Below are 26,157 nucleotides of genomic sequence, written 5' to 3'. Positions count from 1 at the left end.
GGAAATAGGCAATGAAAACAAGTATTAAATGGGATGGCAAGTTAGCCTTTTCAGGAATTGCACCATCTGGCCATGAGATAAAAATGGATACTGCTGAGTCTTTAGGTGGAGACAATAGTGCACCTACACCAGTTGAACTATTAATTAATGCAGTCGCAGGATGTACAGCGATTGATATCGTATTAATCCTAGAAAAAATGAGATTAAAGTTAACTTCATTCGAAATTGAAGTAAATGGTGAGCGAGCTGAGGAGCATCCTAAGCGTTTTACTGACATTCACTTGCATTATATATTAGGTGGAGAATTAGATACAGAAAAAGTTCGAAAAGCGATCAAATTATCAAAGGATAAATATTGCTCAGTAGCTCATTCTTTAAACGCTAACATTACAGCAAGTTTCACTTTAAATGGAACGAAGGATGATGAAGTACTATAATAAAATGTAGCTGTCCCTAAAGTAATTTGGGGCAGTTTTTTTATTGTAATTAAAAAACCAGCAGTTTGCTGGTTTTTGTTTGTAGACAAAGTACATTAAATATGATTTTCAGACTTACTCTTCATTATCTAATTGTTTTTTTACATAAGTAGGAAGCATAAAGCACCCAACATGTAAATCTGTATTATAATATTTTGTTTCGATCCCTAGTTTATTCCATTCATCAGCTTTAATGTCTTTAATTGGATCGTATTTTTTTGAAGCAAATCCGAATAACCAATGTCCTGATGGATAAGTTGGCATATGGAATTGATAGACTTTTGAAATCGGAAATGTTTCTTTAATTTTGGAATGTGCACGTTTCATTTCGTGCGCGTAACTAGCGTAATATGGACTTTCATGCTGGTTAATTAGTATACCTTCTTCACTTAATACCCGACTGCAATTGTTATAGAAAGCAACTGTAAAAAGCCCCTCACCAGGTCCAATAGGATCAGTTGAATCTACCAAAATCAGATCGTAATAACCTTCATCAGCTTCTTGTACGAACTTTAGGCCATCTTCGAAATATAAGGTTAATCTTTTATCTTGATCTAATTTTGAAGCAGTTAAAGGTAAGTATTGTTGGCATAGCCTTACTACTCGCTCATCAATTTCTACCATATCAACAACTTCCACACCTGGGTATCGAAGTACTTCACGAGCGGTACCACCGTCGCCACCACCGATAATTAGTACTTTTTTAATGTTTGGATTCACGGCCATTGATACATGCGTAATCATATCATGGTAGATAAATTCATCCTTTTCAGTCACCATCATATAACCATCTAGAGTAAAGAATGTTCCAAATGTTTCACTTCTAAAGAAATCGATTTGTTGAAATTCACTTTTTTCAGAATGAATATGTTCTTGAACCTTTATGGAGAACTTCGTATCCTCTTGGTGATTCTCTGTATACCATAAATCCATTAAATTTTCCTCCAAACTTCGATCGACGACCTTTATTATATAAGGATCATCATCATCGTTGATTGTGATCGTTCCTTCTGATTTTAAATAAAGATAATGCTGAATCAATTCGGTTGAAATTAGTTCACCAGGTATACAAAGAGGGATACCTGGAGGGTAAATCATGATTGATTCACCACTAATTAATCCACTAGCATCATGAATTGAAATAATACGTTTAGGATGATAGTAGGCTTCTCTAGGAGTCATGACCATTTTAGGATTTTTTAATGCAACGCTTATATCTGTTTCAAGTTTCGGAAGTTTACCGTAATATCGGTCACTAATATCTCTTAATGCATCAATTAAGGTTCGAATGGTGTCTTCATTATCACCTAGCGAGATAATTGCTAAAATGACATTAGGTTCGGCAAGTTCGATTTGAATTTTATATTCTTCTGCAAGCATGTCATATACTTTAAAACCAGACATTCCTAAATCTGAAACTTTCACAACGAGTTTTAACTCATCGTAATCGAATACCCCAACTCCATTTCGATATGAATCTTGTGTAATACATTTTAATCCTTTTATGGAGTTAATTTCTTCTTTAGCTTTTCTTGTTAAATTGAGTAATTTTTTAAAACGCTCTTGACCTTCTAAAACTAATTTCTTTCTTGCAACATCGATTGAACACATAAGTAAATAGGAAGCAGATGTTGTTTGAAATAAATTTATTGTAGATCGAACCCTATTTTTTGTAATGATCCCATCATTATGTAGTAGAACTGATGCTTGTGTTAAAGCACCACCAGTTTTATGCAAACTAAGGGTAACAAGGTCAGCACCAAGAAGGGCAGCATTAGTTGGTAAATCAGGGTGAAACGAAAAGTGAGCACCATGTGCTTGGTCTACTAAAACAGGAATCCCTCTGGAATGACCGATGTCGATAATTTGTTTTAAATCTGAAGTTGCTCCAAAATAGGTAGGATTTATAATCAGGATGGCTTTAACATCAGAATTTAAATCTAGAGCATGAAGAACAGATTTTACTGAAACGCCATTTACAATTCCATACTCATAATCGATTTCTGGTTCAATAAATACTGGTTTAGCACCTGCTAAGATTAATGCATTTATTGCGGATTTGTGTACATTCCTTGGTAGGAGAATTTTATCTCCATGTTCAAGGGCGCTCATAATCATATATTGAACTCCAGAAGTCGAACCATTTACTAACATATAAGCGTTATCTGAATGAAAGGCATCTGCTAATAAAGTTTCGGCTTCTTGGATTACACCTGTTGGATGCGATAAGTTATCAACACGCTTTGAAGAATTGACATCCATTTTAAGAGCCATATCACTCCAAAGCTCTCTTAATTCCTCCAGTGAATTACCTCTTTTATGCCCGGGTACATCAAAGCTTGTTATATCTTCCTTAGCATAACGGACTAATTCAGTTAAAAGCGGTGTTTTACTGTGATCCATCATCCATCAATATCCTCCACATCAGGACCATTCCATAAATTTTTACCGTAAAAAATTTCATCCATCTCATACTTCACTTTTTCTTCTATTTGTGAAATTTCATCCTCATCTAATTTTTCTTTTGTGTAGCCAAAAAGATAATTATCTAAATTAAATTGTTTCAACTTACATTTCGTATGAAAAATATTTTCTTGGAACACATTCACATCAATCATTTGATACATTTCCTTTATTTTTTGAGGAATGTAATTTTGGATTGAGTTTATATCATGATCAATAAATAATTTATAACCGCTAACATCACGAGTAAATCCTCGAACACGATAATCAATTGTCATAATATCGGCATCAAATTGGTGTATTAAATAGTTTAAAGCTTTTAAAGGAGAAATTTCTCCACAAGTAGATACATCAATATCTGCTCTGAACGTACTAATTCCATCATCCGGATGATATTCTGGGTAGGTATGAACAGTAATATGACTTTTATCTAAAGCTGCTACTACTAACTCTGGTAATGGGCCAGGTGATTCGGAAAAATTTTCAGATGAAGGATTATCAACCGGACCTTCTGAGACGAGAATCGTAACACTTGCTCCTTGAGGATCATAATCTTGTTTTGCAACATTTAAAATGTGGGCTCCGATTATATGCGTAACTTCAGTTAAAATTTTTGTTAAACGGTCAGCGTTATATTGTTCATCGATGTACTGAATATATGCTTCACGTTCTTCTTTCGTTTTGGTAAAGCAAATATCATACATATTGAAACTTAAAGATTTCGTTAAATTATTGAATCCATAAAGTTGAAAATTATTTGACGATGAAATATTCATCTATTGTCCTCCTAATTTTACAAAGTAAAAAAGTACGTACGAAAAGTAAAAGCGACTGTATAATAGTCGCTAGTGTAACTACTCAATATATATTGTTTGTTTTTGAATTATTCATTATTCACATAAGTTGATGATTGAGGAGTTACTGATCAATCATGTTTTTTTATTGTTTTATTTAAAATATTCAGAAAATAAAAAGCCTAAAAATTACTAAGCCTTCTTAGATATGAGGGTTGGTGGTTGTGGTGTGAAAATTAGTTCAAATTCCAGTACTAATTTATTAAAGATACTATTCCAATCCTGTGTTAATGCATAATCTCTTGCTTTTTTTGACATATGCTTTAACATCTCGTTTCCATGTAAGCAATCCTCAATTGCTTGGCAAAATGAAGAGGTATTTTGTGGCTCACAAAGGACGCCAGTTGAATAATCTCTAATTATATTTTGAACTCCGCCTGCATTTGCACCAATCACTGGTGTTCCACACGCCATTGCTTCGAGTACTACATTTCCAAATGTTTCAGTATCAGAAGGAAAGACCATTAAATCTGACACTCCGTATATCTCAACTAAGTCCTTTTTTTGAAGGTAGCCTGTATAAATAATTTGATCCGTACCAGTTTTCTTAATCATTTCTTCTTTTTTTGGACCATCTCCAACGATTATCCAAGTTAAATTTTTGTTAAAACGCTGTTTAGTGTAGTTTATTATTTTCGATAAGGTTTCTAAATCCTTTTCAGGTGCAATTCTTCCGACAAAACAAACCGTATATTTAGAAGTAATATTATATTTTTGTTTTATTTCATTATGATTCAAAGTTGGACGAAAGATTGAACAGTCAACGCCATGGGTCCAAATAGAGAGATTGTTAAAACCTTTTGTCTCTAAATGATTGAATGTATCCTTCGAAGGAACAAATATTTTTTGAGTAGGTCTATGAAACCAATCTAAATACTTCCATAAAATATTTTCTAAGAATGTTAAGTTATAGTACTGAAGATAATGATCAAAATTTGTATGGTATGAAGCAACTAAAGGAATTTTCATTTTTTTAGCAATATGGAGCCCACTTAATCCAATCGTAAATGGCGTTGCGATATGAATAATATCCGGATTAAATTCTTTAAGCGTCTTTTTCATTTTAGAAAGGTTTGGAAATGAAATTTTACATTCAGGATAAATTTTAAATGGTACAGATTTTAATCTTGTTACATCTTGCGTTGATGATAAACCGTAGTCCTCAGGAGCAAACACATGGTATGAATGGCCATAATCTTTTAAGTAATTTGTAAATCGATTTAAAGTTTTGGCAACACCATTCACTTGAGGAATATAGGTGTCTGTAAAAATAGCGACTCTCATAACTTCTCCTCCTCACAAATGATAGATAAAAAACTGTGAAATAAATGTAGTAAATATACCAAGTAATATTCCGAAAAACACATCTGATGGATAATGTAAGCCAAGATAAATTCGAGAGAAAGAGACGCACAAAACTAAAGGAAGTAAAATAAATGACGTAAATGGTATATAAATCATTATAGGAAGTGCAACAGAAATAATTGCCGTTGTATGACCAGAAGGGAAGGAATGATCTTTTAAAGGATTTTTTAGCACAAACGTACCTTCTAGTTTAAGATAAGGTCTTTTACGTGGATAAAAACGTTTAAGAAAATGAACAGGAATATGGCTAAGAGAAAGGGTACAACAACATAAGATTGATGCTTGATGCAATTCACCTTTGGAATAAAGTAATAATAATAATGCTGATGAAATTGTAAAAGTAGCTCCGCCAAGATGTGTAATATTACGAAAGAAAAAATTCAAGTAACGCTTCTGGAACAATGAATTAACGCGATAAAACAGTTGACATTCATATGTGTGTATCTTTTGAAGAATAGCGCTCATTTTTCATCCTCCATTATGCTGATCTTTTTAACTTCATTATAAAAAGGGTTTATGGATTTAAATAGAAGCTTTTGTAAATGAATAATTTAGATATGTAAATTTTTATTAAACAAAATTGGAGCGGGGATGAATAAGGTATGCTGGGATCGTCAAATCTGTCTGAGAGTGCAAATAAAATCGGGATAATAGAAATAAACGTGAAAGTGCAAATAAAAAGGCTAAAACAGCAAATAAATCCTTGAAGGTGCAAATAAAAAAGTTGAACTACAAATAAAACTATCAAACCTACCATTAAAAAAGTCAAAACAGCTAATAAAACCCGTAAAAACTGCAAATAGGACCACAAATCATAAATAACCTGGGCCAATACAAAAGTAATTACATGACATTCTCATAAAATAGATTTAGAATAGACCGAAATTACTAAATTTATCAATAAAACAAAAAGAGAAGGCTTCAATCCAGTCCTTCTCTTTTGCACTTTTATGTAAATAAATCCTCAAATTATTTTACTTGATTTTCTTCTTCTACCTTTTTATAGAATTGTCCTTTTTCAATATATTCTCTACGAATTCGATCCATATCAATGATGTCTTCCTCTGTTAATTCACGTACTACTTTAGCAGGTCTACCAAATGCTAATGTGTTAGGAGGTATTACTTTTCCTCCTGGAACTAAGCTACCTGCACCAATCATTGCTCCTTCACCGATTTCGGCACCGTCTAAAACGATTGAACCCATCCCAACTAATGCATTCTTTTTAACTATACAACTATGTAAAATAACACTATGTCCAATTGTTACGCCATCTTCTAAAATTAGAGGGCATTTTGGACTTTGGTGAAGAACAGATAAATCTTGAACATTAACATCATTTCCAATGATTGTATCATTAACGTCGCCACGGATTACTGCACCAAAAAATACACTACTATTTGCTCCAATTGTGACAGAACCGGTAACAGTTGCAGTTGAAGCGATAAAAGCTGATGGTTCGATTTTGGGTTGCTTCCCTTTGTATGGTAATATCATACTATACCGTTGCCAAGCATATAAAAAAAATACGATGATTGTTTAGTTGAAATTGTCTAAACACTCAAGGCAACATAGTTCACCTCCATAATATTTACTTCAATATGAGTATAACTTATTTTACCAATATGTAATTAATGAAAAATAGGGAGGAGTGAAAAAATGTCACTACCTAAAAATCCGATCCAATTAATGCCGAAAGTTTATAAAGCTGTTTTTCCTTTAGTGCATCAGGAATTGAACTATTGGAGAAATTTTGCAACGACAATCCCAGATCCAGAACTTAGAAAACAAGCATTAATGAGTATTGATACAAAAACATTCCATTGTGAAGGTGGTGCAATTTTAGCATTACTTTCTGAAAAGAATTTAAAACCAGTAATAGAATTTATCGTTGCATATCAAACAATTAGTGATTACTTAGATAATTTATGCGATCGTAGTACCTCGCTAGATCCAGTTGATTTTGAAGCACTACATGAGTCAATGATTGATGCAGTAAAATGCCAAAAATCCGATCAAATGTATTATCGCTTCAGAGAAGAACAAGACGATGGTGGATATTTACGTGCACTAGTTTCAAAGTGTCATAGTAGTTTAAATCAATCGAAGCATTATGAGGGAATTAAAGATTACCTAGTTCAACTTGCTGATTATTATTGTAAATTACAAATACATAAGCATGTAAAAAAAGAAGAGCGAGTGCCTAGATTAACAAATTGGTTTGAAAAATATCAACCAGAACTTTCTGACTTAGAATGGTATGAATTCTCTGCGTGCGCAGGTTCAACACTTGGGATTTTTTGTTTAGTTTCTTATTCATTTAACGAAATGATTTCTGAAAAATTATTTGAACAAGTCTATAAGAGTTATTTCCCTTATGTACAAGGACTTCATATACTACTAGATTATGTAATTGATCAAAAGGAAGATGAAGAAGGCGGAGATTTAAACTTCTGCAGTTATTACCCGTCTAAAGATGTCATGTTAAATAGGATTGAGTATTTTTCAACTAAAAGTGATCAAGCCTTAAAAGATTTAAAAGACTATCGTTTTCATCGAATGATATGCCAGGGATTACTAGGCATTTATTTGGCTGATAAAAAAATGGCAGGACCAAATGAGATGAAAAGAATTAGAAGAGGGATTGTTAAGAACGGTGGCTTAACATCATTCTTTTTCTATGGCAATGCAAAGTTATATTTTAAATTAAAAGAGTTAAAGGCGAGTAATAGAAGGGTCAGGGAGTCAGTTTAAAAAAGAATAGACAGGTAAACACGAAAAAGGATAGTAAATAAAACTATCCTTTTTCGTGTTTACACATTTACATTAAAAACTTCACTTTTTTCTGTGAAAAATAACTTCATAAGTGGTGGAGTTACAATAGTTGTGATTAGTACCACAATAACAAGGATCGCAAACATTTCCTTACTTAAAAGATTATTTGCTAAACCTGTTGATGCCATAATCAAAGCAACTTCCCCACGAGATATCATTGCTGAACCAATTCCGAGTGAATTTTTAGTTGGAAATCCAGCCAGTTTTGCTCCTAATGCTCCACCAATTAGCTTCGTTAAAATGGCGATAATACTTATGATAATAATAGTCGGAATCGAATGACTTAACCCAGTGAATTGAACTGATACTCCTATTAAAGTGAAAAACACAGGTACAAAAACAGAGTAAGCAATCGTTTCGACCTTTTCAAAAACCTCTTGTTTAAACTTAGTAACGGATATCGAAATTCCTGCGATATAAGCGCCGATTATTGCAGCAATACCTGTTTGGTCTGCAAAGGCTGAGAATAAGAAGCAAACGATTAAAGCAGCAGAGATTAATGTTTCTGAAACGTTTAACTTTATAAACTTTTTTAGGAACCAAGGTACAATCTTCCAACCGATTAATATGGCAAATGTAAAAAATATAAACTTTTTAAATAATAGAATTGGTAAACTAACGGCGCTACCACTGAAACTCATAACAAATGCTAATGCTATGATGACAACAATATCATCAATTACGGCAGCTCCTAAAATAGTTGCTCCATCTTTTGTTTTAAGTTTACCCATTTCTTTTAATGTAGCTACCGAAATACTTACACTAGTTGCAGAAAGAATCAGCCCTAAAAAAATGGCCTCAAATTGACTTAAGTTTATGGAAATACCATAAAGATAACCTGAGAATAATGGGAATAGTATTCCGAGTAACCCTACATAAGAAGAAGCTTTCCCAGTTCGTTTAAATTCATTAAGATCAGTTTCTAAACCTGCAATAAACATAAGTAAAATGACACCAATTTCGCTCATTTCATGTAATGTTTCTGTTTCAGTAATGATTCCAAGAACAGCTGGCCCTAGTATAATTCCTATTAATAGCTTTCCTAAAACTGCAGGCTGACCAAGCTTTGTACTTAAATCCCCAAAAACTTTAGAGGCAATCAATATAATTGCAAGTTGCACATAAAGCATAAATTCATCTCCCGTCTGAACGCATAAAAAAAGAACCTGCCACGATAGGGGAAGTAAATTACATACTTATCCCAATCGTGACAGGCTCCTCCGAACAATGCATTAAATTTAATCTAAGTATAAACTAAAATTGAATTAAAAACCAGCTTAAGTATTAGATTTGGACTATTTAAATAGAAACTTAGTTTAATAGAATTAAAAAAATAAGCGAAATAAAATAAGCAAAATGAAAGAGTATAAACGAAATGGCACTTTTAATTTTTCGAAAAAACAACATATATTTTAGGACGAAAGAGTGTACATAAATTAAAATCATACTCCCAAAGAATCCATAAAAATATCCATAAATTACCCAAAGGGTCATCTGATTGACTTGTGAAGATTCTGTATGAAATCCTCGATATAATGAAACAAGGTAAAAAACTGACCAGTAATTGATGAATGCAATTAGTCCAATTAATAATATTATCCAATTCGAATTCCGTAAAATGAACTGAAAAACATTACGAAGTATTCTATTCAAATTGTTTAGGTTTGCAGTCAACTCTTCACGCCCCTAGAGTTGGTTTATCTCATTCAACTACGAATTGGTTTGTATGAACAAATCAATTAAATTGGTATATCTTTACATAATATTCAATTGATTCCATGAATACGCCGTAATTAGATATTATTAATAATTTTTTGTAAATTTTTATAGGTAGATAAAGTTACTAGATATATAAATTTTATGTTTTATCAAAGGGGATATGTTCTTAATAAAAAACTTGATCGTCTGTTTACTAAACTTCATTACAAAACAAGTAATTTAAACAAAAAAAGAGGCCCCATAAGTACAATGACTTAAGGGGCGCTCTGTTTAATTTAAATTAATTTTTAGTTGGTTCAATTTGAGTAAATATATCTCGGTGAACTCTTTTCATTTCTTCAAAAAATTGCTCACGTTTAATATTATTATTATCTAATATTTCTTTAAATGAGTTTGTTTTACCTTTCTGAGCGATGATATTTTCCAAAGGTTTATTTGAAAGCTTTGATACAACTGCGATAAATATTAATTTCTTCATTTCCATTTTATGTTGCTCTACAGCTTTATTTATATTAGCTTCAGGTTGGTTTAAGTAATTAGAAATATACTTAACAACTTCTTTTTTGTGGTTTTCTAACATTTTATTTGCTTTGTGGTGATGATGTCTATGGTGTTCACCATCATCTGTTGTTACATCGTGATCATGATGTGGATGGACATAATAATTTGCTGCCGCGATGTTTTCGGCATTTACTGTAATTGTACTTAGCGTAAAAAGACTAACTACTGCACCTGCAAAAATAGCTTTTTTCATTTTGATTACCTCTTTTCTTATTTTGATTTTTTTATCTTTACCAATTTACAAAGAAAAATTTACCATTAATGAATTTTTAATGAATTTTTATGGTATTTATAATGATTTTGAGGAAATCAAACAATATGAGAAATTGGGGTCAAAATAAAAAAACTGTCTAAATTAGACAGTTTTTCTTAAGCTCTTTTTTCAATAGCTAATATAAAAGGAGGATTATTTGCTTGATTAATAAATCGATAAGTTAATACATGTGCCAAGTCTTGAGGGATGTTTTGAGCAAAGTTCATTAATTCATCTTTTTCAATTTCTCCGCCCTCATGACCATGATAAATTACAACTACGATAATTCCTTCTGGTGCCATCATTTCAAGTATTTGTCCTATTGCTGAAATGGTAGACTCGGGTACAGTTACAACTGATTTATCACTACCAGGTAAATAACCAAGATTAAAAATTGCACCTTTTAATTTCTCTTGTGATGAAGCTGGGATTAGTTTTTTTACTTCTGCATGACTTCTTTGGAATAGTGTAACTTGTTTGCTTAAATTTTCATTATCTATTCTTTCAGTCGTCTTTTGAATAGCTAGTTCTTGGATATCAAATCCGTATACATGTCCAGTTTCACCAACCAATTTTGCTAAAAATACTGTATCATGACCATTACCTATTGTGGCATCAATGGTATGATCACCTTCATTCACAGTTGATTGGAGAAGCTTTCTAGCGTACGGTAAAATGCGATCTAGAATCATGTTAATTGTACTCGATTATTTGCGTATTTACCTTGCCAACTATTTCTACGTTCAAACTCGCGATCAATTGCATTCAGTACTTCCCATTTTTTTAAGCTCCACATTGGTCCGATTAATAAGTCAGGTGGACCGTCTCCAGTAATACGATGTACGATTACATCACTTGGAATGATTTCAAGCTGATCAACGACTAAGTTAATATAAGCGTCAAAATCCATGAATTCAACTAGTCCTTTTTCATATTGCTTCATCATTGCAGTACCTTTTAGTAGGTGAAGTAAGTGAATTTTAATACCTTGGATATCAAGTTTAGCAACCTCCATCGCTGTTTCCATCATCATTTCTGGAGTTTCAAGAGGTAACCCATTAATAATATGTGAACAAATACGGATGTTGTGCTTTCTTAATTTTTCTACGCCTTCTACGTAAGTTTTATAATCGTGTGCACGATTAATAATATTTGCCGTTTTTTCGTGAACAGTTTGTAATCCTAATTCAACCCATAAATAAGTTCGTTTATTTAAATCTGCAAGATATTCAACAACATCATCTGGTAAACAATCTGGTCTTGTTGCGATTGATAAACCTACAACGCCTTCTTGCTCTAATATTGGTTCGAACTTTTGTTTTAATACTTCTACTGGTGCGTGAGTATTTGTGTAAGCTTGGAAATAGCCTAAGTATTTTCCATTTTGCCATTTCTCATGCATTTTATCTTTTATTTTATGAAATTGAGTTACAACATCTTCAGCTCGATCACCTGCAAAGTCGCCCGAACCAGATGCGCTACAAAAAGTACAACCTCCAAACGCAACTGTACCATCTCTATTTGGACAATCAAATCCAGCGTCAATTGAAACTTTAAAAACTTTTTCGCCAAATTGTTGTCGTAAATGATAATTCCATGAGTGATATCTTTTATGATCTATTGTATATGGAAAAGGATTGTTTTTTGTCATTCCTCATCCCTCCCTTAATTTAAGTCAATATTATCGATTTTATCATGCTCTAAAAAGAAAACCAAATGGAAAAACCTTTCTTATTTGTAAAGAAATAATTGTACTCTGATTGTAAGGTTCGGAAATACTATCCTTGAGGTAACCTACATAGCGGATACTTCATTAAAGTCTCAAAGGAGGTATTTTCTTGGGAATAACAGATCGCAATTTCGGACAAGACCAAGTACAACAAGCGAAACAAGCCTATGATTATGCAGTGCAACAATTAGAAATTGGCATGCGACAAGAGCATTTTAACGGAATCGAGTATTCTGAAGCACAGGCAGGGCTTGAGCAAGCAATTATGCAGTTAGAAAAAGTTGAAAACCTTGCAAATTTAGAAAATAGAGATGAATTTAATCGTTTACGTAGACAATTAACACAGCTACAACATCAAATGATTATTACTCCGCACTAAAGGAGACTAGAATATGCAAGAATATGTTCAAGAATATGCAATCCTTAGGAGGAAACCAAAAATGGTTAAAAAGAAATCAAAAAGTAGTAATCCCGAACAAACAACAAAGAATAAAACGATAACAGAATTCTCAGGTGAACTTTCAGCAGTAGATCAAGTCAAAATGAATAACGCTAAAAAAGGTCAACCACAGAGATCAAAGCAGGGGTAAGGTAGAAAAGGGAATAGGGTGTAAAGGAAAAGGAAGGTTTGCCTTCCTTTTTTCTTTTTATTTTGGTAATTTTAGGGATTATATGGTGCTTCTCTAATACCTTCTAGGTTTTTTGTCCTTCTTATCTATCTCCACTTAATGCGTGCCTCTTGAAACTAGGAAGATTCTCCTCTACAATTAATGAGTTAACGAGATAAAAATAGATAAAAAGGGACAGCTTTGAGGGGAGTAAGGGATGCCAAAAAAACTATGGTTTTTGTTAATCGGTATGATTTTAAATGTAACAGGTAATTCTTTTTTATGGCCATTCAATACAGTATACATCCATATTCATTTAGGAAAGTCCTTGTCTGTTGCGGGGCTTATTTTAATGTTTAATTCAATGGCCGGTGTATTTGGAAATATGCTGGGGGGCTTGCTTTTTGATAAATTTGGGGGATATAGGTCAATCCTTACTGGTATTAGTATTACGTTTTTGTCGATATTAGGTTTGGTTATTAATCATTCTTGGACATATTACAGTTGTTTCTTCGTAATATTAGGGTTTGGTGTTGGTATTGTATTTCCATCAATGTATGCGATGGTTGGAGCGGCATGGCCAGAGGGTGGTCGTAAAGCTTTTAACGCAATTTATGTAGCTCAAAATCTTGGTGTTGCGATTGGTACGTCTTTAGGTGGAGTTGTTGCGGCCGCTAATATTAATTATATTTTCTCCGCTAATTTGCTATTATATATTATTTTCTTCTTAGTAGCTTTATTTGGATTTAAAGATATTGGTGAACCTAAGCAATTAAAAGAAACCCATGTAGAAAAAGAAGAGAAACAAAAATTCTCATTTACTCCTTCAATGAAGGCTCTGATGATTGTTTGTATTGCGTATGTTTTATGTTGGTTAGTTTATGTTCAATGGCAAACTACGATTGCTTCAGAAATGCAAAATCTACACATTGGATTAAAAAAATATAGTCTGTTATGGACTGTAAATGGTGCACTTATTGTCTTAGCTCAACCTATCGTATCAAATGCGATACGTAAATTTGAGTTAAGTATGAGAAAGCAAATGTTGTTTGGAATTGGATTCTTTATCGCTTCGACTATTCTCGTGAGCACTGCTGATCATTTCTCAATGTTTATGACGGGTATGGTCATTTTAACAATTGGAGAAATGTTCGTCTGGCCTGCAGTACCAACTATTGCAAATATGCTTGCTCCAAAAGATCGTATAGGAATGTATCAAGGGATTGTAAATAGTGCAGCAACGGTTGGAAGAATGCTTGGACCAGTTATTGGAGGAGCACTTGTTGATACTTTTAATATGAGAGTATTATTTATCATATTAGTTGTCTTTTTAGTAATAAGCATGGCCTTTTCTGTACTTTATGAAAGATTAGCAAAAAGAGTAGTAAAAGCTGATAATCAAACTTTTGCTTCTTAAAAATAGGCAATGTATAATTGACCTTTTTCTTTGGTTATAATAAAATGGTATAAATTAAATCTAAATGATCGGCAATGATTGGGAATAGTAGTGAATATGAAGAGGTTTAGAGAGTTGACGGTTGGTGAAAGTCAATCCATTCTATTCATGAACTCGCCCATAAGCCACATTTGTGAACGGTTTTTTACCAAGTAATAAATGTCGTGTTCCACGTTACGGAAACAAGTGAATGTATTTTTACATTAATTTGGGTGGTACCGCGGGAAATCCTCTCGTCCCTTTTGGGATGGGAGGATTTTTTTATTTGTAGACCGCTAGGACCACAGCCGAGCCATTTATACATGAAAAAAGGAGGCAATAATATGAGTTTTAATCATGGTTCTATTGAACAGAAATGGCAGAAGTATTGGTTAGAAAATAAAACGTTTAAAACAACTGACGATACAAGCAAGCCGAAATTTTATGCACTTGATATGTTCCCTTATCCATCTGGGGCGGGATTACATGTAGGTCATCCAGAAGGGTACACAGCAACTGATATCCTTTCAAGAATGAAAAGAATGCAAGGCTATAATGTACTTCATCCAATGGGTTGGGATGCATTTGGTCTACCTGCAGAACAATATGCATTAGATACAGGTAATGATCCAGCTGAGTTTACTGAAAAGAATATAAATACTTTCCGTAATCAAATTCAGGCATTAGGATTTTCATATGATTGGGATCGTGAAATTAATACAACTGATCCTGATTATTACAAATGGACTCAATGGATTTTCCTAAGAATGGTTGAAAAAGGATTAGCTTATGTAGATGAGATCCCAGTTAACTGGTGCCCAGCTCTTGGTACAGTTTTAGCTAATGAAGAAGTAATCAATGGAAAAAGTGAGCGCGGAGGACATCCAGTTGAGCGTCGCCCAATGAAGCAATGGATCTTAAAAATCACAGCTTATGCTGATCGATTATTAGAAGATCTAGAAGAATTAGATTGGCCAGAAAGCTTAAAAGAAATGCAACGTAACTGGATTGGCCGTTCTGAAGGTGCTGAAGTTTACTTTAATGTTGATGGATTCGATGAAAAAGTAACAGTATTTACAACTCGTCCTGATACATTATTCGGTGCAACTTATGTAGTATTAGCTCCAGAACATGATTTAGTTAATCAAATTACAACAGCTGATCAAAAAGATGCTGTCGAAGCATACATCGATTCAGTTAAATCGAAAAGTGATCTAGAGAGAACTGATTTAGCGAAGGATAAATCAGGTGTTTTCACAGGAGCATATGCAATTAATCCTGTAAATAACGAAAAGCTTCCAATTTGGATTGCTGATTATGTACTTGCAAGCTATGGAACTGGTGCAGTTATGGCAGTACCAGGACATGATGAGCGCGATCACGAATTTGCAGTTAAATTTAAATTACCAATCGTTGAAGTTGTTGAAGGTGGAGACGTTCAAAAAGAAGCTTACGCTGGAGATGGCAAACATGTTAACTCTGATTTCTTAAACGGTTTAAATAAACAAGAAGCTCTTGAAAAAATAATTGATTGGTTAGATTCTTCAAAAGCAGGTGAGAAAAAAGTTACGTATCGTCTACGTGATTGGTTATTCTCTCGTCAAAGATATTGGGGAGAGCCAATTCCAGTAATTTTCTGGGAAGATGGTACGATGACAGTTGTTCCTGATGAGGAATTACCATTAATTCTTCCGAAAACAGAAGATATTCGCCCAAGTGGTACTGGAGAGTCACCATTAGCGAATATTTCTGATTGGGTTAATGTAGTTGATCCAGTAACAGGTAAAAAAGGAAGACGTGAAACAAATACAATGCCACAATGGGGCGGAAGCTGCTGGTATTACTTACGTTATATTGATCCAAATAATAACGAAGCAATCGCAGATACTGAATTACTAAAGCATTGGTTACCAGTTGATGTATATATTGGAGGAGCAGAGCATGCAGTTCTTCACTTACTATACGCTCGTTTCTGGCATAAATTCCTTTATGATTTAGGTGTAGTTCCTACAAAAGAGCCATTCCAAAAGTTATTCAACCAAGGAATGATCTTAGGGGAAAATAATGAAAAAATGTCTAAGTCTAAAGGAAACGTTGTAAATCCTGATGATATCGTTGCTAGCCATGGTGCTGATACGTTACGTTTATATGAAATGTTCATGGGTCCATTAGATGCATCAATCGCTTGGTCAGAAAATGGATTAGATGGTTCTCGTCGCTTCTTAGACCGAGTATGGCGTTTATTTGTTACTGATAATGAAGAGCTTTCAGATAAAATTGTAGAAGGTGTTACTTCTAGCAGTCTTGAAAAAACATATCACCAAACAGTAAAGAAAGTAACAGAGGACTTTGAAGGTTTACGCTTTAACACTGCAATTTCACAAATGATGGTGTTTATAAACGAAGCATATAAAGCTGATCAATTACCAAAAGAAATGGTTGAAGGTTTTGTAAAATTAATAGCACCAGTTGCTCCTCATATCGGTGAAGAACTTTGGAGTAAGCTAGGTCATAGTGATTCAATTGCATATGCTACATGGCCAGCATACGATGAAGCTAAGCTTGTAGAAGACGAAATTGAAATCGTAGTACAAATTAATGGTAAAGTAAAAGCAAAATTACTTGTTGCAAAAGATGCTTCTCGTGAGCAAATGGAGCAAATTGCATTATCAGATGATGCAGTTAAGGAACAAGTTGAGGGTAAAACTGTTCGAAAAATCATTGCTGTACCAGGTAAATTAGTAAATATCGTTGCTAACTAAATAGTTAATTTGAAAAAACCTCTTTTGAGGTTTTTTCTTTGTTATTTCTTATTTTTGCTTTTCTACTAACTCATCCTCCCCCTTTAAGGTGGATAGAATTAAACTTACTTTTTGCATAGAAAATAATTAGTTGTTAAGATGTTGCTATAAAGAAAGGATGAGCAATGATGAATACGATTTCTGCAAATGAAGTTAAAGAGCGTTTAGATTCAGGAGAAACGCTATTTTTAGTAGATGTGCGAGAGGACTATGAGGTTGAGTATGGGAAAATTCCTGAAGCAGTGCATATTCCAATGGGACAAATTCCGAGCAAATTAGATGTTTTTAATAAAGAATTTGAATACATTTTTATTTGTAAGGCAGGCGTTCGTAGTGAGAATGTTTGTGAGTATTTAAATGAGCTAGGCTATAAGGCGATCAACATGGAAGGTGGAATGATGGCCTGGGAAGGCGAGGTCAAATAAAAAATTTTTATCTGTATCGATATTTTGTCTACCTACTGAAATCCAACGTTTTTGTTGGATTTTTTATTTAATTGTTTTAATTTAGGCTAATGTTTTTTGTCATAAGGAATATTAACCATGGAGTTGTGACATATATTAAAGTAGAACCTCATATATTTTTTCATTGAGGTCTTTGCTTGTTAGAAAGGAGGGGGTTGATTTGCCTAAAACATTAAAAATTGACATTACCGATAAAATAATTGGTAAATTTAAAGATGGGCATATGGAGTTGTATTCTTCAAAGTATTTAATTGGAAAGTTTTACTTTAAAGACTTAAAACAATCTTTCCAATTGGCAGATGGGTATGTTGAAGAGGATGGACGATTCTATTTATTAGTGAACTTGCAACACGAACAATCGAACGCTCGCCTTTGACCTTAAATTAGGGACGGTGGATTTGTGCCAAAGAAAAATATAATAAGCGAAAAGCATAAGTTAAAACTAGAAAATCAGTTTGATTGTTTTTCGAATACAACTATGGCAATAAGTTTGTGGAATAACAGTTTAACTTTTATAAAGTTTCTTAAAAATCAATCCTTATGCTTTTCCATATGTAAACATTATAGGACCTAGCGAAACAATGTATTCGTTCGGTCCTTTGTTTATTTCTTAAAAATTCGTTTGAGAATATTCCGCAGCTGATCCTCCTGCTAATCTGCCAGTTACCAATGCAGCGGTTATGTTATAGCCACCAGTGTAACCGTGAATATCTAATATTTCTCCACAAAAATAAAGACCATTCATGATTTTAGATGACATTTCTTTTGGATGAACTTCCTTTGTTGAGACGCCCCCACCTGTAACGAATGCTTTTTCAATTGAAAGAGTTCCGTTTACTACAAATGAAAAACCTTTAAATAATTGGACAAGTTCTCTTAATTTCATCGTAGCAATTTCATTACAAGGAGTTGCCTCATCAATTCCACATTTTGAAAGCAGAAATAGTAAATATCGTTCAGGTACATAACCTTTAAGAACGTTCTTAATCGCTTTTTTAGGTTCATCTTTAAGAATATTGTTTACGTCTTGAAAAAGTGATTCCTCGTTTTGCCCCGGAAAACAATCAATCGCCATCGATACATTTTTTGTTTTAAACTTTTGTTGTACTTTGTATACAAATTGGCTACAACGTAGTGCGGCAGGGCCCGAAATTCCAAAATGAGTAAAGAGCATGTCCATTTTATGGGCTATCACTTTTTTGCCTTTCGGATTTAGTACACTTAATTCTATGTCTCTTAAAGCAAGGCCTTGTAATGATTTAGTTTGAATAAAATCTTCACTTGAAGTAATAGGTACCTCTGTAGGAAAGAGTTCAGTTATTGTATGACCAGCTTTTTTTGCCCAAGCATATCCGTCACCTGTCGAGCCTGTGTGTGGAACAGATTTACCACCTACTGCAAGGACAACACTTTTTGAGTGAATGACTGTTCGATCATCCAATATGATTCCTACTACTTTACCATCTTCATAGAGTACGTCTTTAACAGTTCGATTGGTCTGAATATCTACATGATGTTTTTTTAGTTTTTGCATTAATGCATTTAATACTGATTTTGAGTCATTTGATACAGGAAACATTCTCCCGTGATCCTCTTCTTTTAAAGCGACACCCATGTTTTCAAAAAACTGTATGATATCCTCGTTATTATAAATAGAGAATGCGCTATATAAAAATCGGCCATTTCCAGGTATATGTTTAATAACTTCCTCTATAGGTAAGCGATTTGTTACGTTACAACGACCACCACCTGATATAAGGAGTTTTTGTCCTAATTTAGTTCCTTTTTCAAGTAAAAGTACTTTAGCTTTGTTTTCAGCAGCGCTAATTGCAGCCATCAGACCAGAAGTTCCGCCACCAATTACAATCACGTCATAAACCATTATTTCACTACTTTCGTTACAAATTTCTTTTAGTAAGTTTACCATTATTTCAAGTAAGCTCCAACTTCTTATCATTTTTTAATTTTTTCTTTTTAGATGATATGGTAAGATAGATTAGTTAGTTTGATCGAGAATTGGTAGGAGGCAGTTTATGTCAGATTCAAAATTGCTACGAGGTACCTTCATATTAACTGCTGGTACATTTTTAATAAAATTTCTAGGAATGATCTATACATTCCCTTTTTATGCGTTAGTTGGTTCAAAAGGGTCTGCATTATATAACTATGGTTACGTTCCATATACATTGTTCATCAGTATAGCTACTGCAGGTGTTCCGTTAGCTGTAGCAAAGTTCGTTTCAAAGTACAATGCGATTGAAGAATATGAAACAAGTAGAAGGCTTTTTCATGCAAGTCAGCTACTCTTAATATGTACAGGTATTTTTTCGTTTTTAACGTTATATATCATTGCACCTTATATCGCACCTCTTATGATACCTAAAGATACAAAAGGTAATAGTGTAGAGGATGTAGTTTCAGTTATGCGAATAGTAAGTACTGCTTTAATATTAGTACCTTCTCAAAGTTTGTATAGAGGTTTTTTTCAGGGGCATCAATCAACAGGCCCAACTACTGTTTCACAGCTAATTGAACAAATTGTACGTATTGTATTTACATTAGTTGGAAGTTATATCATTTTAAAAGTTATGGGTGGAACAATTACTCAAGCAGTAGGGTTATCGACGTTTGCAGCTACAATTGGTGCTGTAGGTGGTATTTTAAACTTACTATGGTATTGGAGAAAGCGAAAAGTTCATTTAGATGAACTTCTTCCAAAATCAAAAGGATTAATCTATCCTACTAAATTAGAAATGTTTAAAGAATTATTTTCTTATTCAATTCCATATGTGTTTGTCGGACTTGCTATCCCGTTATATCAATTGGTGGATCAGTTTACTTACAATAGAGCAATGGAAGCAATTGGATTAAAAGATATTGCAGAGAATACTTATGTAATGTTTTCATACACAAGTCACAAGCTAGTAATGATTCCAGTTTCATTAGCAACGGCATTTGGTTTAACACTTGTTCCCGCTATAACTGAAGCATTCGTAAATAAAAATCATAAAAAGCTACAAAGTCAAATTACCCAAACCTACCAGGTTGTATTTTTCTTAACACTTCCTGCTGTAGTAGGGATATCAGTTTTGGCTGAACCGATTTATAGTGCTTTTTATCAAAAAAGTACACTTGGTGGAAGTATACTAGGTTTTTATGCTCCAGTAGCTTTATTGTATTCACTTTTCACAGTAAATGTAGCCATTTTACAAGGTTTAGATAAACAAAAATATGCGATTATTGGTTTAATAGGCGGAGTAATATTAAAAATTATATTAAATGTACCATTAATTCATCTATTCAAAACTTATGGCGCGGTATCAGCGACCGCATTAGGCTATTTATTTTCAATCGTTTACAATTTCTATTATATTCGTAAAAATGCGGAGTTCTCTTTCAATAAAGTGTTTAGAAGGATCATCTTTATGATTATCTTATCTGGCTTAATGGCCGGAGCGGTTTATGCTGTAGAATACTTATTAGGATTCTGGTGGACTTATAAAGATGGTCGAATGATTTCAATGTTCCTTGTCATCATTGGAGCAATTGTAGGGGCCATTGTTTATTTAGGTGTCGCATACAAATTAAACTTATTTGAAATTATTTTAGGAGCTCGTTTAAAGAATCGTTTTAAGTTTGGAAAAAGAGGATAAAAATATATGGTGAACCTTCTTTTGTAGTGGTTCACCTTTTTTTACACATTAAGAGTGTATAAATTGACAGCGGAGAAGAAAAACGACGTAGAAGCTCATTTAAGGAATTACCTATAAATGCAACTACGCCTTTGGCTTCGCTAAAAAAGCTCGCTAATCGGCGAGTTTTCTTAAACTTTTATTTTAGAAAGAAAAGGTGCTAATTAATGAGAATTGATAAAATTTTAGCCAATATGGGATATGGCAGTAGGAAAGAAGTAAAGTCTCTTCTAAAACAAGGTGTTGTAAAAGTTGGAGATAATATTGTAAAAAGCCCGAAAGAGCATGTTGATATTGAACAGCAAGTTGTAACGGTAAATGGTGAAGTAGTAGAGTACAAAGAGTTTGTTTATATAATGATGAACAAACCACCAGGTGTTATATCTGCTACAGAAGATTCTGAGCATGAGACTGTAATCGGATTATTAGAATATGAAGATATCATTTTCGAGCCATTTCCAGTTGGACGTTTAGATAAAGATACGGAAGGATTGTTATTAATTACAAATGATGGTCATTTGGCACATCAATTACTTTCTCCTAAAAAACACGTACCAAAGAAGTATTATGCAACGATTGATGGAGTAGTAACTGAAGCTGACATTAAAGCATTTGAAAAAGGCGTAACACTAGAGGATGGTTATTTAACGAAACCTGGTTATTTAACAATTCTTAAATCCGGTGAAGAATCTGAAATCGAACTAGTTATTATGGAAGGTAAATTCCATCAAGTTAAAAGAATGTTTGAAGCAGTAGGAAAGAAAGTTACTTACTTAAAAAGACTTGAGATGGGTCCTTTAAAGTTAGATGAAGAATTAGAGTTAGGTGAATATCGAGAATTGACTGATGAAGAGATTGACCTATTAAAGTCGGTAAACGAAGAGAAATAAAGTGTTACTTATAAATAGGTTAAGATGAATCAAAATGTAAATATAAAGTTAATCGGATCCCTAATAGAGAGCCAAAAGAAAAACAAAAACCCTTGATTAGACGTCAGACAAGACAATCATAGGTTTTTGTTTTTCTTTTTTTACGAAGAAGCTTTTACTTTTTTCCCTGTTACGGCCCATTTTCCCCTACTTGGACTATAAACTAGATTATTAAACTCTAAAATGTTTAAATCTCGTTGGATTGTTCTAGGTGTAATACCAAACTCCTCCACTAGGTCTTTTGTAGAAACGGTGCCATTTTCACTAATGTACATGTAAATGGCTTTAATTCGAGTCAGCATTCGAGAAGTTCCAGAATTCAAAAAACCACTCCTTTACCTACCGCATTGTTTCATAACAGGTTAGTTAAGTATATTACTAGTTAAGCTTATATTTTCATTTTACTCTTTTTCAGTAGTTTCATAACGAAATTTATGAAAAAAATACAAAAATTTAATGAAAATTTGCGCAAACGTAATCATTTTGCAAGTTTAAGGTAATATATTCTACAAAGAGTGTCATATTCCTTCTTTTTTCGTTCCATTAATGAATAAATTATGTTTAAATTTTAAAAGGTGATAAACTATTTATATTAAAGGAGGTATTTCTATGACACAAATTAATTGGATGGAAGAAGTTTTAAAACGTAAAGATGATTATTTAAAGCAAACGATTGAACTTCTTAATATTGAAAGCGTTTATGATGAAGCGACGATTACAAAAGAAGCACCTATGGGTAAAGGTATTAATGAAGCACTTACATACATGTTAAATTTAGGTGAAAAAGACGGGTTTATTCCAAAAAATGTTGATGGATTTGCTGGTCACTTAGAAATGGGAAGCGGCGAAGAATTAGTAGGAATTCTTTGTCACTTAGATGTTGTACCTGCTGGAGATGGCTGGTCTCATGATCCATTTGATGCAATTATTAAAGATGGAAATATTTATGCACGAGGCGCAATTGATGATAAGGGTCCTACAATGGCTGCTTATTATGCAATGAAGATTGTTAAAGAATTAGGTTTACCAATTAATAAACGTGTACGTATGATTCTCGGAACAGATGAAGAAAGCCAATGGCGTTGTGTTGATCACTACTTTGAAAAAGAAGAAATGCCAACAATGGGCTTTGCACCTGATGCAGATTTCCCAATCATTTACGCTGAAAAAGGAATATTAGATATTAATTTCAAACAAATGCAGTTAAATGAAGATAACGAGAGTGAATATAAATTAGTTTCATTCTCTTCAGGTAGAAGAGTAAATATGGTACCTGATTATGCAAAAGCAATCGTTTCAGGACCAAGCTTTGATCAAGAAGCATTTACAAAACATATTAGTGAGCTAGGATGTAAAGCTCAAGTTTCTGAAGAAAATGGACACCAAGTTTTAGCAGTAGAAGGTGTTTCAGTACATGGAATGGAACCTGATAAAGGTAAGAATGCGGGTATTGCATTAGCAAGCTTTTTAAATCAATTTGAATTTAATGTTAATGCTGATCGATTCTTAAAGTTTATCGTTGAAAACTTCAAAGGTGACTCTCGTGGTAAAAACATGGGCGTTGCGTTTAATGATGATATTACTGGAGATTTAACTATTAACTTAGGAATTATGCAATACGAAGAAAATAATGGTGGCTCATTTGGGTTAACTTTACGTTATCCAGTGACTACTGATATTGACTTTGTTATCACAACACTTACTGAACGTGGAAGTAAATATAGCTTTGAATTTAATGAAATTAAAAATTCAAAGCCTCACCATGTTCCAAAAGATCACCCATTAATTCAAACTTTACAAAAAGTATATGAAGAGCAAACAGGTGAGGAAGCAACATTGTTAACAATCGGTGGTGGCACATACGCACGTTCATTAAGTGCAGGTGTAGCTTTTGGACCATTATTCTTAGGAAAACCAGAAGTAGCTCACCAAAAAGACGAATATGCTGAAATTGATGATTTATTAAAAGCAATTGCAATTTATGCACAGTCGATTGCTGAATTAGTTAAGTAATATAGTTTTAGACTGATTAAACGACTCGATTTTTTGAGACAATAAAGTTAAGGTTAAAGCGAGCGTTTTTCGTCAGTAAGGGGAGAAAATTTCCTCCCCTTTTTTATGTATTTTTTTGGGAGTTGAGAATAATATTGAACACATTACATGCACGTAAAAATAGCATCTTACTTATTTTTAAGGGCTATTATTTTTGTTTATTTTTTGCAATAGGATCGCTAGGACCTTTACTTTCTTCTTACTTTAAAAATGTGTTGGATTTATCAACTTCACAAATTGGAATATTAATGTCTTTAACACCAATCGTTGCTATTTTTTCACAGCCTCTATGGGGAATGGTTAGTGACATGACGCTTAATCCTAAAAAAATGTTGCTTATAGCGCAAATCTCCACAATTATAATTGCACTTTTCTATTCTTCAATCACTTCGTATGGCATGCTTTTATTTGTTGTCATCATGTTATCGATGACACAAAGTGCTTTAATTCCTCTTTCAGATAGTATTGCACTGAATTATGTCCAAAAAATAGGTGGGAATTACGGGGCTATTCGATTATATGGCTCAATTGGTTTTGCATTAGCTGTATTAGTTTCAGGAAGATTAGCTGAAGTTTTTGGTTTAGTCATTATATTTTTCGTATTTGCTTTTTGTATTCTAGTCGGCTTAGGTATTTCAATTTTTATTCCTAACGCTACGACAATTAGCAAAAGGGAACCAATCTTAAAAGGAGTCCCAATTTTGCTATCTAATAAAAGATTTTTATTATTTTTAATTTGTGCCTTTTTAGTTTTTGGACCAATTAGTGCAAATAATACTTACTTCGGTTTATATATTCAATCTTTAGGTGGAACATTAACAGGTGTTGGTATTGCATTTCTAATTTCTGCAGGAAGTGAAGCACCATTTTTGCAAGTAGCTAAGAGATTAATTAATCGTTTTGGGATATATAATATATTAATTGCAACCGCTTTAGTATCGGCTTTAAGATGGTATTTTTATTTTACAAATCCTCCGATTTCGATTCTTTTTTTATCTTGTCTTACACAAGGACTATCGGTTGGATTATTTATTCCAGCAGCTCTCCAGTTTGTAAGAGATCAAGCACCGGATTCATTAAAAGCAACAGCTGTTACAATTTATTCTGGATTAGGCTTAGGATTGGGAGAGTGGTTCTGTACTTTCATAAGTGGATTTTTATCAGAGGCATTTTCAATTAAAGCAATTTATATTTTATTTGGTTCTCTAAGTATAGTTGCAGTTGGAATCATGCAATACTTAAAAAAGGATTCCAACATAAAAGATAAGAAGGAGATTGCGTAATTTGAGTGAACATTATTTTCTTGCTGTTCCTTTGCCAATACAAATAAAAGAAATTTTAGATGATTATTCAAAAAGATGGTATTCAAAATTACCATTAAAGAAATGGACATTTAAAGATGATTTTCATATTACTTTATCATTTTTAGGTCCAGTTACATATACAAAAAGTGTAGAGCTTATGGATCAACTACAAAAAGAGCTGAACAATTTTAAAAGTTTTGATTTGTCTATTCATCAGTTAGGTATTTTTGGGAGTAAAGTACAGCCACGTGTATGGTGGTTTGGTTTAGAGAATAGTGTTGAATTATTGGAGTTACAAAATAGAATTAGTAGGAAATGTGAAGAAAGCGGTTTTTCAATTGATAAACGACCATATAATCCGCATATTACAATCGCAAAGAAATATAATGATAGGTTTGATAAAGAATTTGAAATCCCACTTAGTTGGGAAGAAGAACCGTTAAAATTTAAAGTGAATGAAGTCATTTTATATAAGATTCAACCTTCCCAAAAACCAAGTTACCATATTGCTGAATCCGTTTCATTAAAGTAGAGAAAATAATATTTAAAATCTTGAACAATTTGATGGAATATAAGAAATATTTGAAGAAACTAACGAATACTTTCAGAAGAAGCAT

At 33.1% G+C, this 26,157-nt stretch carries 24 protein-coding genes and 1 other annotated feature; of the genes, 13 read left to right on the top strand and 11 right to left on the bottom strand.

Annotated features, from left to right (window positions below; genetic code table 11):
* The first annotated feature begins 11 nt into the window (after positions 1-11).
* Positions 12-437 carry an OsmC family protein gene (locus tag ACFVRR_RS11205; protein WP_097979296.1) on the top strand — a complete coding sequence of 142 codons (426 nt, stop codon included), beginning with the start codon at positions 12-14 and terminating at the stop codon, positions 435-437.
* Between the two features lie 114 nt (positions 438-551).
* On the opposite strand, the gene speE is transcribed toward ACFVRR_RS11205, so the two are convergent.
* From speE to ACFVRR_RS11180, 5 genes are all read right to left on the bottom strand, one after another.
* A complete protein-coding gene (gene speE, locus ACFVRR_RS11200) occupies positions 552-2,882 on the bottom strand; it encodes a polyamine aminopropyltransferase (RefSeq protein ID WP_387328218.1) in 2,331 nt (776 codons plus the stop codon).
* Positions 2,879-3,715 carry an adenosylmethionine decarboxylase gene (gene speD, locus ACFVRR_RS11195; protein ID WP_387328215.1) on the bottom strand — a complete coding sequence of 279 codons (837 nt, stop codon included), beginning with the start codon at positions 3,713-3,715 and terminating at the stop codon, positions 2,879-2,881. The genes speE and speD overlap by 4 nt, the downstream gene beginning before the upstream one ends.
* A 210-nt stretch (positions 3,716-3,925) precedes the next feature.
* Positions 3,926-5,077: a glycosyltransferase family 4 protein gene (locus tag ACFVRR_RS11190; protein ID WP_387328212.1), complete on the bottom strand. Its 1,152-nt coding sequence runs from the start codon at positions 5,075-5,077 to the stop codon at positions 3,926-3,928.
* Positions 5,078-5,089: 12 nt separating this feature from the next.
* Positions 5,090-5,623 (bottom strand): phosphatase PAP2 family protein, encoded by a 534-nt coding sequence (locus tag ACFVRR_RS11185; RefSeq protein ID WP_387328209.1) that lies wholly within the window; start codon positions 5,621-5,623, stop codon positions 5,090-5,092.
* A gap of 504 nt (positions 5,624-6,127) precedes the next feature.
* The gene (locus tag ACFVRR_RS11180) at positions 6,128-6,655 is read right to left on the bottom strand and encodes a gamma carbonic anhydrase (RefSeq protein ID WP_387328206.1); all 528 of its coding nucleotides are present in this window, start codon (positions 6,653-6,655) and stop codon (positions 6,128-6,130) included.
* 162 nt (positions 6,656-6,817) lie between these two features.
* On the opposite strand from ACFVRR_RS11180, the gene ACFVRR_RS11175 reads away from it, so the two are divergent.
* The gene (locus ACFVRR_RS11175; protein ID WP_387328203.1) at positions 6,818-7,912 is read left to right on the top strand and encodes a tetraprenyl-beta-curcumene synthase family protein; all 1,095 of its coding nucleotides are present in this window, start codon (positions 6,818-6,820) and stop codon (positions 7,910-7,912) included.
* A 59-nt stretch (positions 7,913-7,971) separates the two neighbouring features.
* On the opposite strand, the gene ACFVRR_RS11170 is transcribed toward ACFVRR_RS11175, so the two are convergent.
* From ACFVRR_RS11170 to mnmL, 4 genes are all read right to left on the bottom strand, one after another.
* A complete protein-coding gene (locus ACFVRR_RS11170) occupies positions 7,972-9,123 on the bottom strand; it encodes a cation:proton antiporter (RefSeq protein ID WP_387328200.1) in 1,152 nt (383 codons plus the stop codon).
* A gap of 869 nt (positions 9,124-9,992) precedes the next feature.
* Complete coding sequence (locus ACFVRR_RS11165; RefSeq protein WP_097979225.1) at positions 9,993-10,466, bottom strand: hypothetical protein; 474 nt, start codon at positions 10,464-10,466, stop codon at positions 9,993-9,995.
* A gap of 176 nt (positions 10,467-10,642) precedes the next feature.
* On the bottom strand, positions 10,643-11,218 hold the full coding sequence (gene mnmM, locus ACFVRR_RS11160; protein WP_387328197.1) for a tRNA 5-(aminomethyl)-2-thiouridylate-methyltransferase MnmM: 576 nt from the start codon (positions 11,216-11,218) through the stop codon (positions 10,643-10,645).
* Positions 11,215-12,177: a tRNA modification radical SAM protein MnmL/YtqA gene (gene mnmL / locus ACFVRR_RS11155; RefSeq protein WP_248268038.1), complete on the bottom strand. Its 963-nt coding sequence runs from the start codon at positions 12,175-12,177 to the stop codon at positions 11,215-11,217. Before mnmL ends, mnmM begins: the two co-directional genes overlap by 4 nt.
* A 193-nt stretch (positions 12,178-12,370) precedes the next feature.
* Here mnmL and ACFVRR_RS11150 point away from each other — a divergent pair, with 193 nt between their 5' ends.
* The 6 genes from ACFVRR_RS11150 (at position 12,371) to ACFVRR_RS11125 (ending at position 17,939) form a co-directional block, all read left to right on the top strand.
* Complete coding sequence (locus ACFVRR_RS11150; RefSeq protein WP_387328342.1) at positions 12,371-12,634, top strand: DUF2524 family protein; 264 nt, start codon at positions 12,371-12,373, stop codon at positions 12,632-12,634.
* Between the two features lie 61 nt (positions 12,635-12,695).
* The gene (locus ACFVRR_RS11145; RefSeq protein ID WP_097979244.1) at positions 12,696-12,845 is read left to right on the top strand and encodes a glycogen biosynthesis protein GlgD; all 150 of its coding nucleotides are present in this window, start codon (positions 12,696-12,698) and stop codon (positions 12,843-12,845) included.
* Between the two features lie 235 nt (positions 12,846-13,080).
* Positions 13,081-14,280 (top strand): MDR family MFS transporter, encoded by a 1,200-nt coding sequence (locus tag ACFVRR_RS11140; RefSeq protein WP_387328193.1) that lies wholly within the window; start codon positions 13,081-13,083, stop codon positions 14,278-14,280.
* 65 nt (positions 14,281-14,345) lie between these two features.
* Positions 14,346-14,563: a binding site (T-box leader), on the top strand.
* A gap of 79 nt (positions 14,564-14,642) precedes the next feature.
* Positions 14,643-17,060: a leucine--tRNA ligase gene (gene leuS, locus ACFVRR_RS11135; protein ID WP_387328190.1), complete on the top strand. Its 2,418-nt coding sequence runs from the start codon at positions 14,643-14,645 to the stop codon at positions 17,058-17,060.
* A 167-nt stretch (positions 17,061-17,227) separates the two neighbouring features.
* Positions 17,228-17,524 (top strand): rhodanese-like domain-containing protein, encoded by a 297-nt coding sequence (locus ACFVRR_RS11130; protein ID WP_286133694.1) that lies wholly within the window; start codon positions 17,228-17,230, stop codon positions 17,522-17,524.
* A 199-nt stretch (positions 17,525-17,723) separates the two neighbouring features.
* Complete coding sequence (locus tag ACFVRR_RS11125; RefSeq protein WP_069034724.1) at positions 17,724-17,939, top strand: DUF2553 family protein; 216 nt, start codon at positions 17,724-17,726, stop codon at positions 17,937-17,939.
* A 234-nt stretch (positions 17,940-18,173) separates the two neighbouring features.
* Here ACFVRR_RS11125 and ACFVRR_RS11120 read toward each other — a convergent pair whose 3' ends face one another.
* A complete protein-coding gene (locus ACFVRR_RS11120; protein ID WP_387328339.1) occupies positions 18,174-19,445 on the bottom strand; it encodes a BaiN/RdsA family NAD(P)/FAD-dependent oxidoreductase in 1,272 nt (423 codons plus the stop codon).
* 151 nt (positions 19,446-19,596) lie between these two features.
* On the opposite strand from ACFVRR_RS11120, the gene ACFVRR_RS11115 reads away from it, so the two are divergent.
* Positions 19,597-21,216, top strand: coding sequence for a putative polysaccharide biosynthesis protein (locus ACFVRR_RS11115; protein WP_097979219.1), 1,620 nt, complete (start codon positions 19,597-19,599; stop codon positions 21,214-21,216).
* A 206-nt stretch (positions 21,217-21,422) separates the two neighbouring features.
* The gene (locus tag ACFVRR_RS11110; protein WP_387328184.1) at positions 21,423-22,145 is read left to right on the top strand and encodes a pseudouridine synthase; all 723 of its coding nucleotides are present in this window, start codon (positions 21,423-21,425) and stop codon (positions 22,143-22,145) included.
* Between the two features lie 140 nt (positions 22,146-22,285).
* Here the strand turns inward: ACFVRR_RS11110 and ACFVRR_RS11105 are convergent, their stop codons facing one another.
* On the bottom strand, positions 22,286-22,486 hold the full coding sequence (locus ACFVRR_RS11105; protein WP_056473526.1) for a DeoR family transcriptional regulator: 201 nt from the start codon (positions 22,484-22,486) through the stop codon (positions 22,286-22,288).
* 307 nt (positions 22,487-22,793) lie between these two features.
* On the opposite strand from ACFVRR_RS11105, the gene pepV reads away from it, so the two are divergent.
* The 3 genes from pepV (at position 22,794) to thpR (ending at position 26,072) form a co-directional block, all read left to right on the top strand.
* Positions 22,794-24,197 (top strand): dipeptidase PepV, encoded by a 1,404-nt coding sequence (pepV, locus tag ACFVRR_RS11100; RefSeq protein WP_387328181.1) that lies wholly within the window; start codon positions 22,794-22,796, stop codon positions 24,195-24,197.
* Between the two features lie 134 nt (positions 24,198-24,331).
* Positions 24,332-25,519: an MFS transporter gene (locus ACFVRR_RS11095; protein WP_387328178.1), complete on the top strand. Its 1,188-nt coding sequence runs from the start codon at positions 24,332-24,334 to the stop codon at positions 25,517-25,519.
* Position 25,520: 1 nt separating this feature from the next.
* Positions 25,521-26,072: an RNA 2',3'-cyclic phosphodiesterase gene (thpR, locus tag ACFVRR_RS11090; RefSeq protein WP_387328175.1), complete on the top strand. Its 552-nt coding sequence runs from the start codon at positions 25,521-25,523 to the stop codon at positions 26,070-26,072.
* Positions 26,073-26,157 lie beyond the last annotated feature (85 nt).

It is taken from the genome of Gottfriedia sp. NPDC057948 (assembly GCF_042887255.1).
GTDB lineage: Bacteria > Bacillota > Bacilli > Bacillales > Bacillaceae_G > Gottfriedia.
The sequence above is the reverse complement of the archived record's forward strand: the minus strand, read 5'-3'. Positions and strand labels throughout refer to the sequence as shown.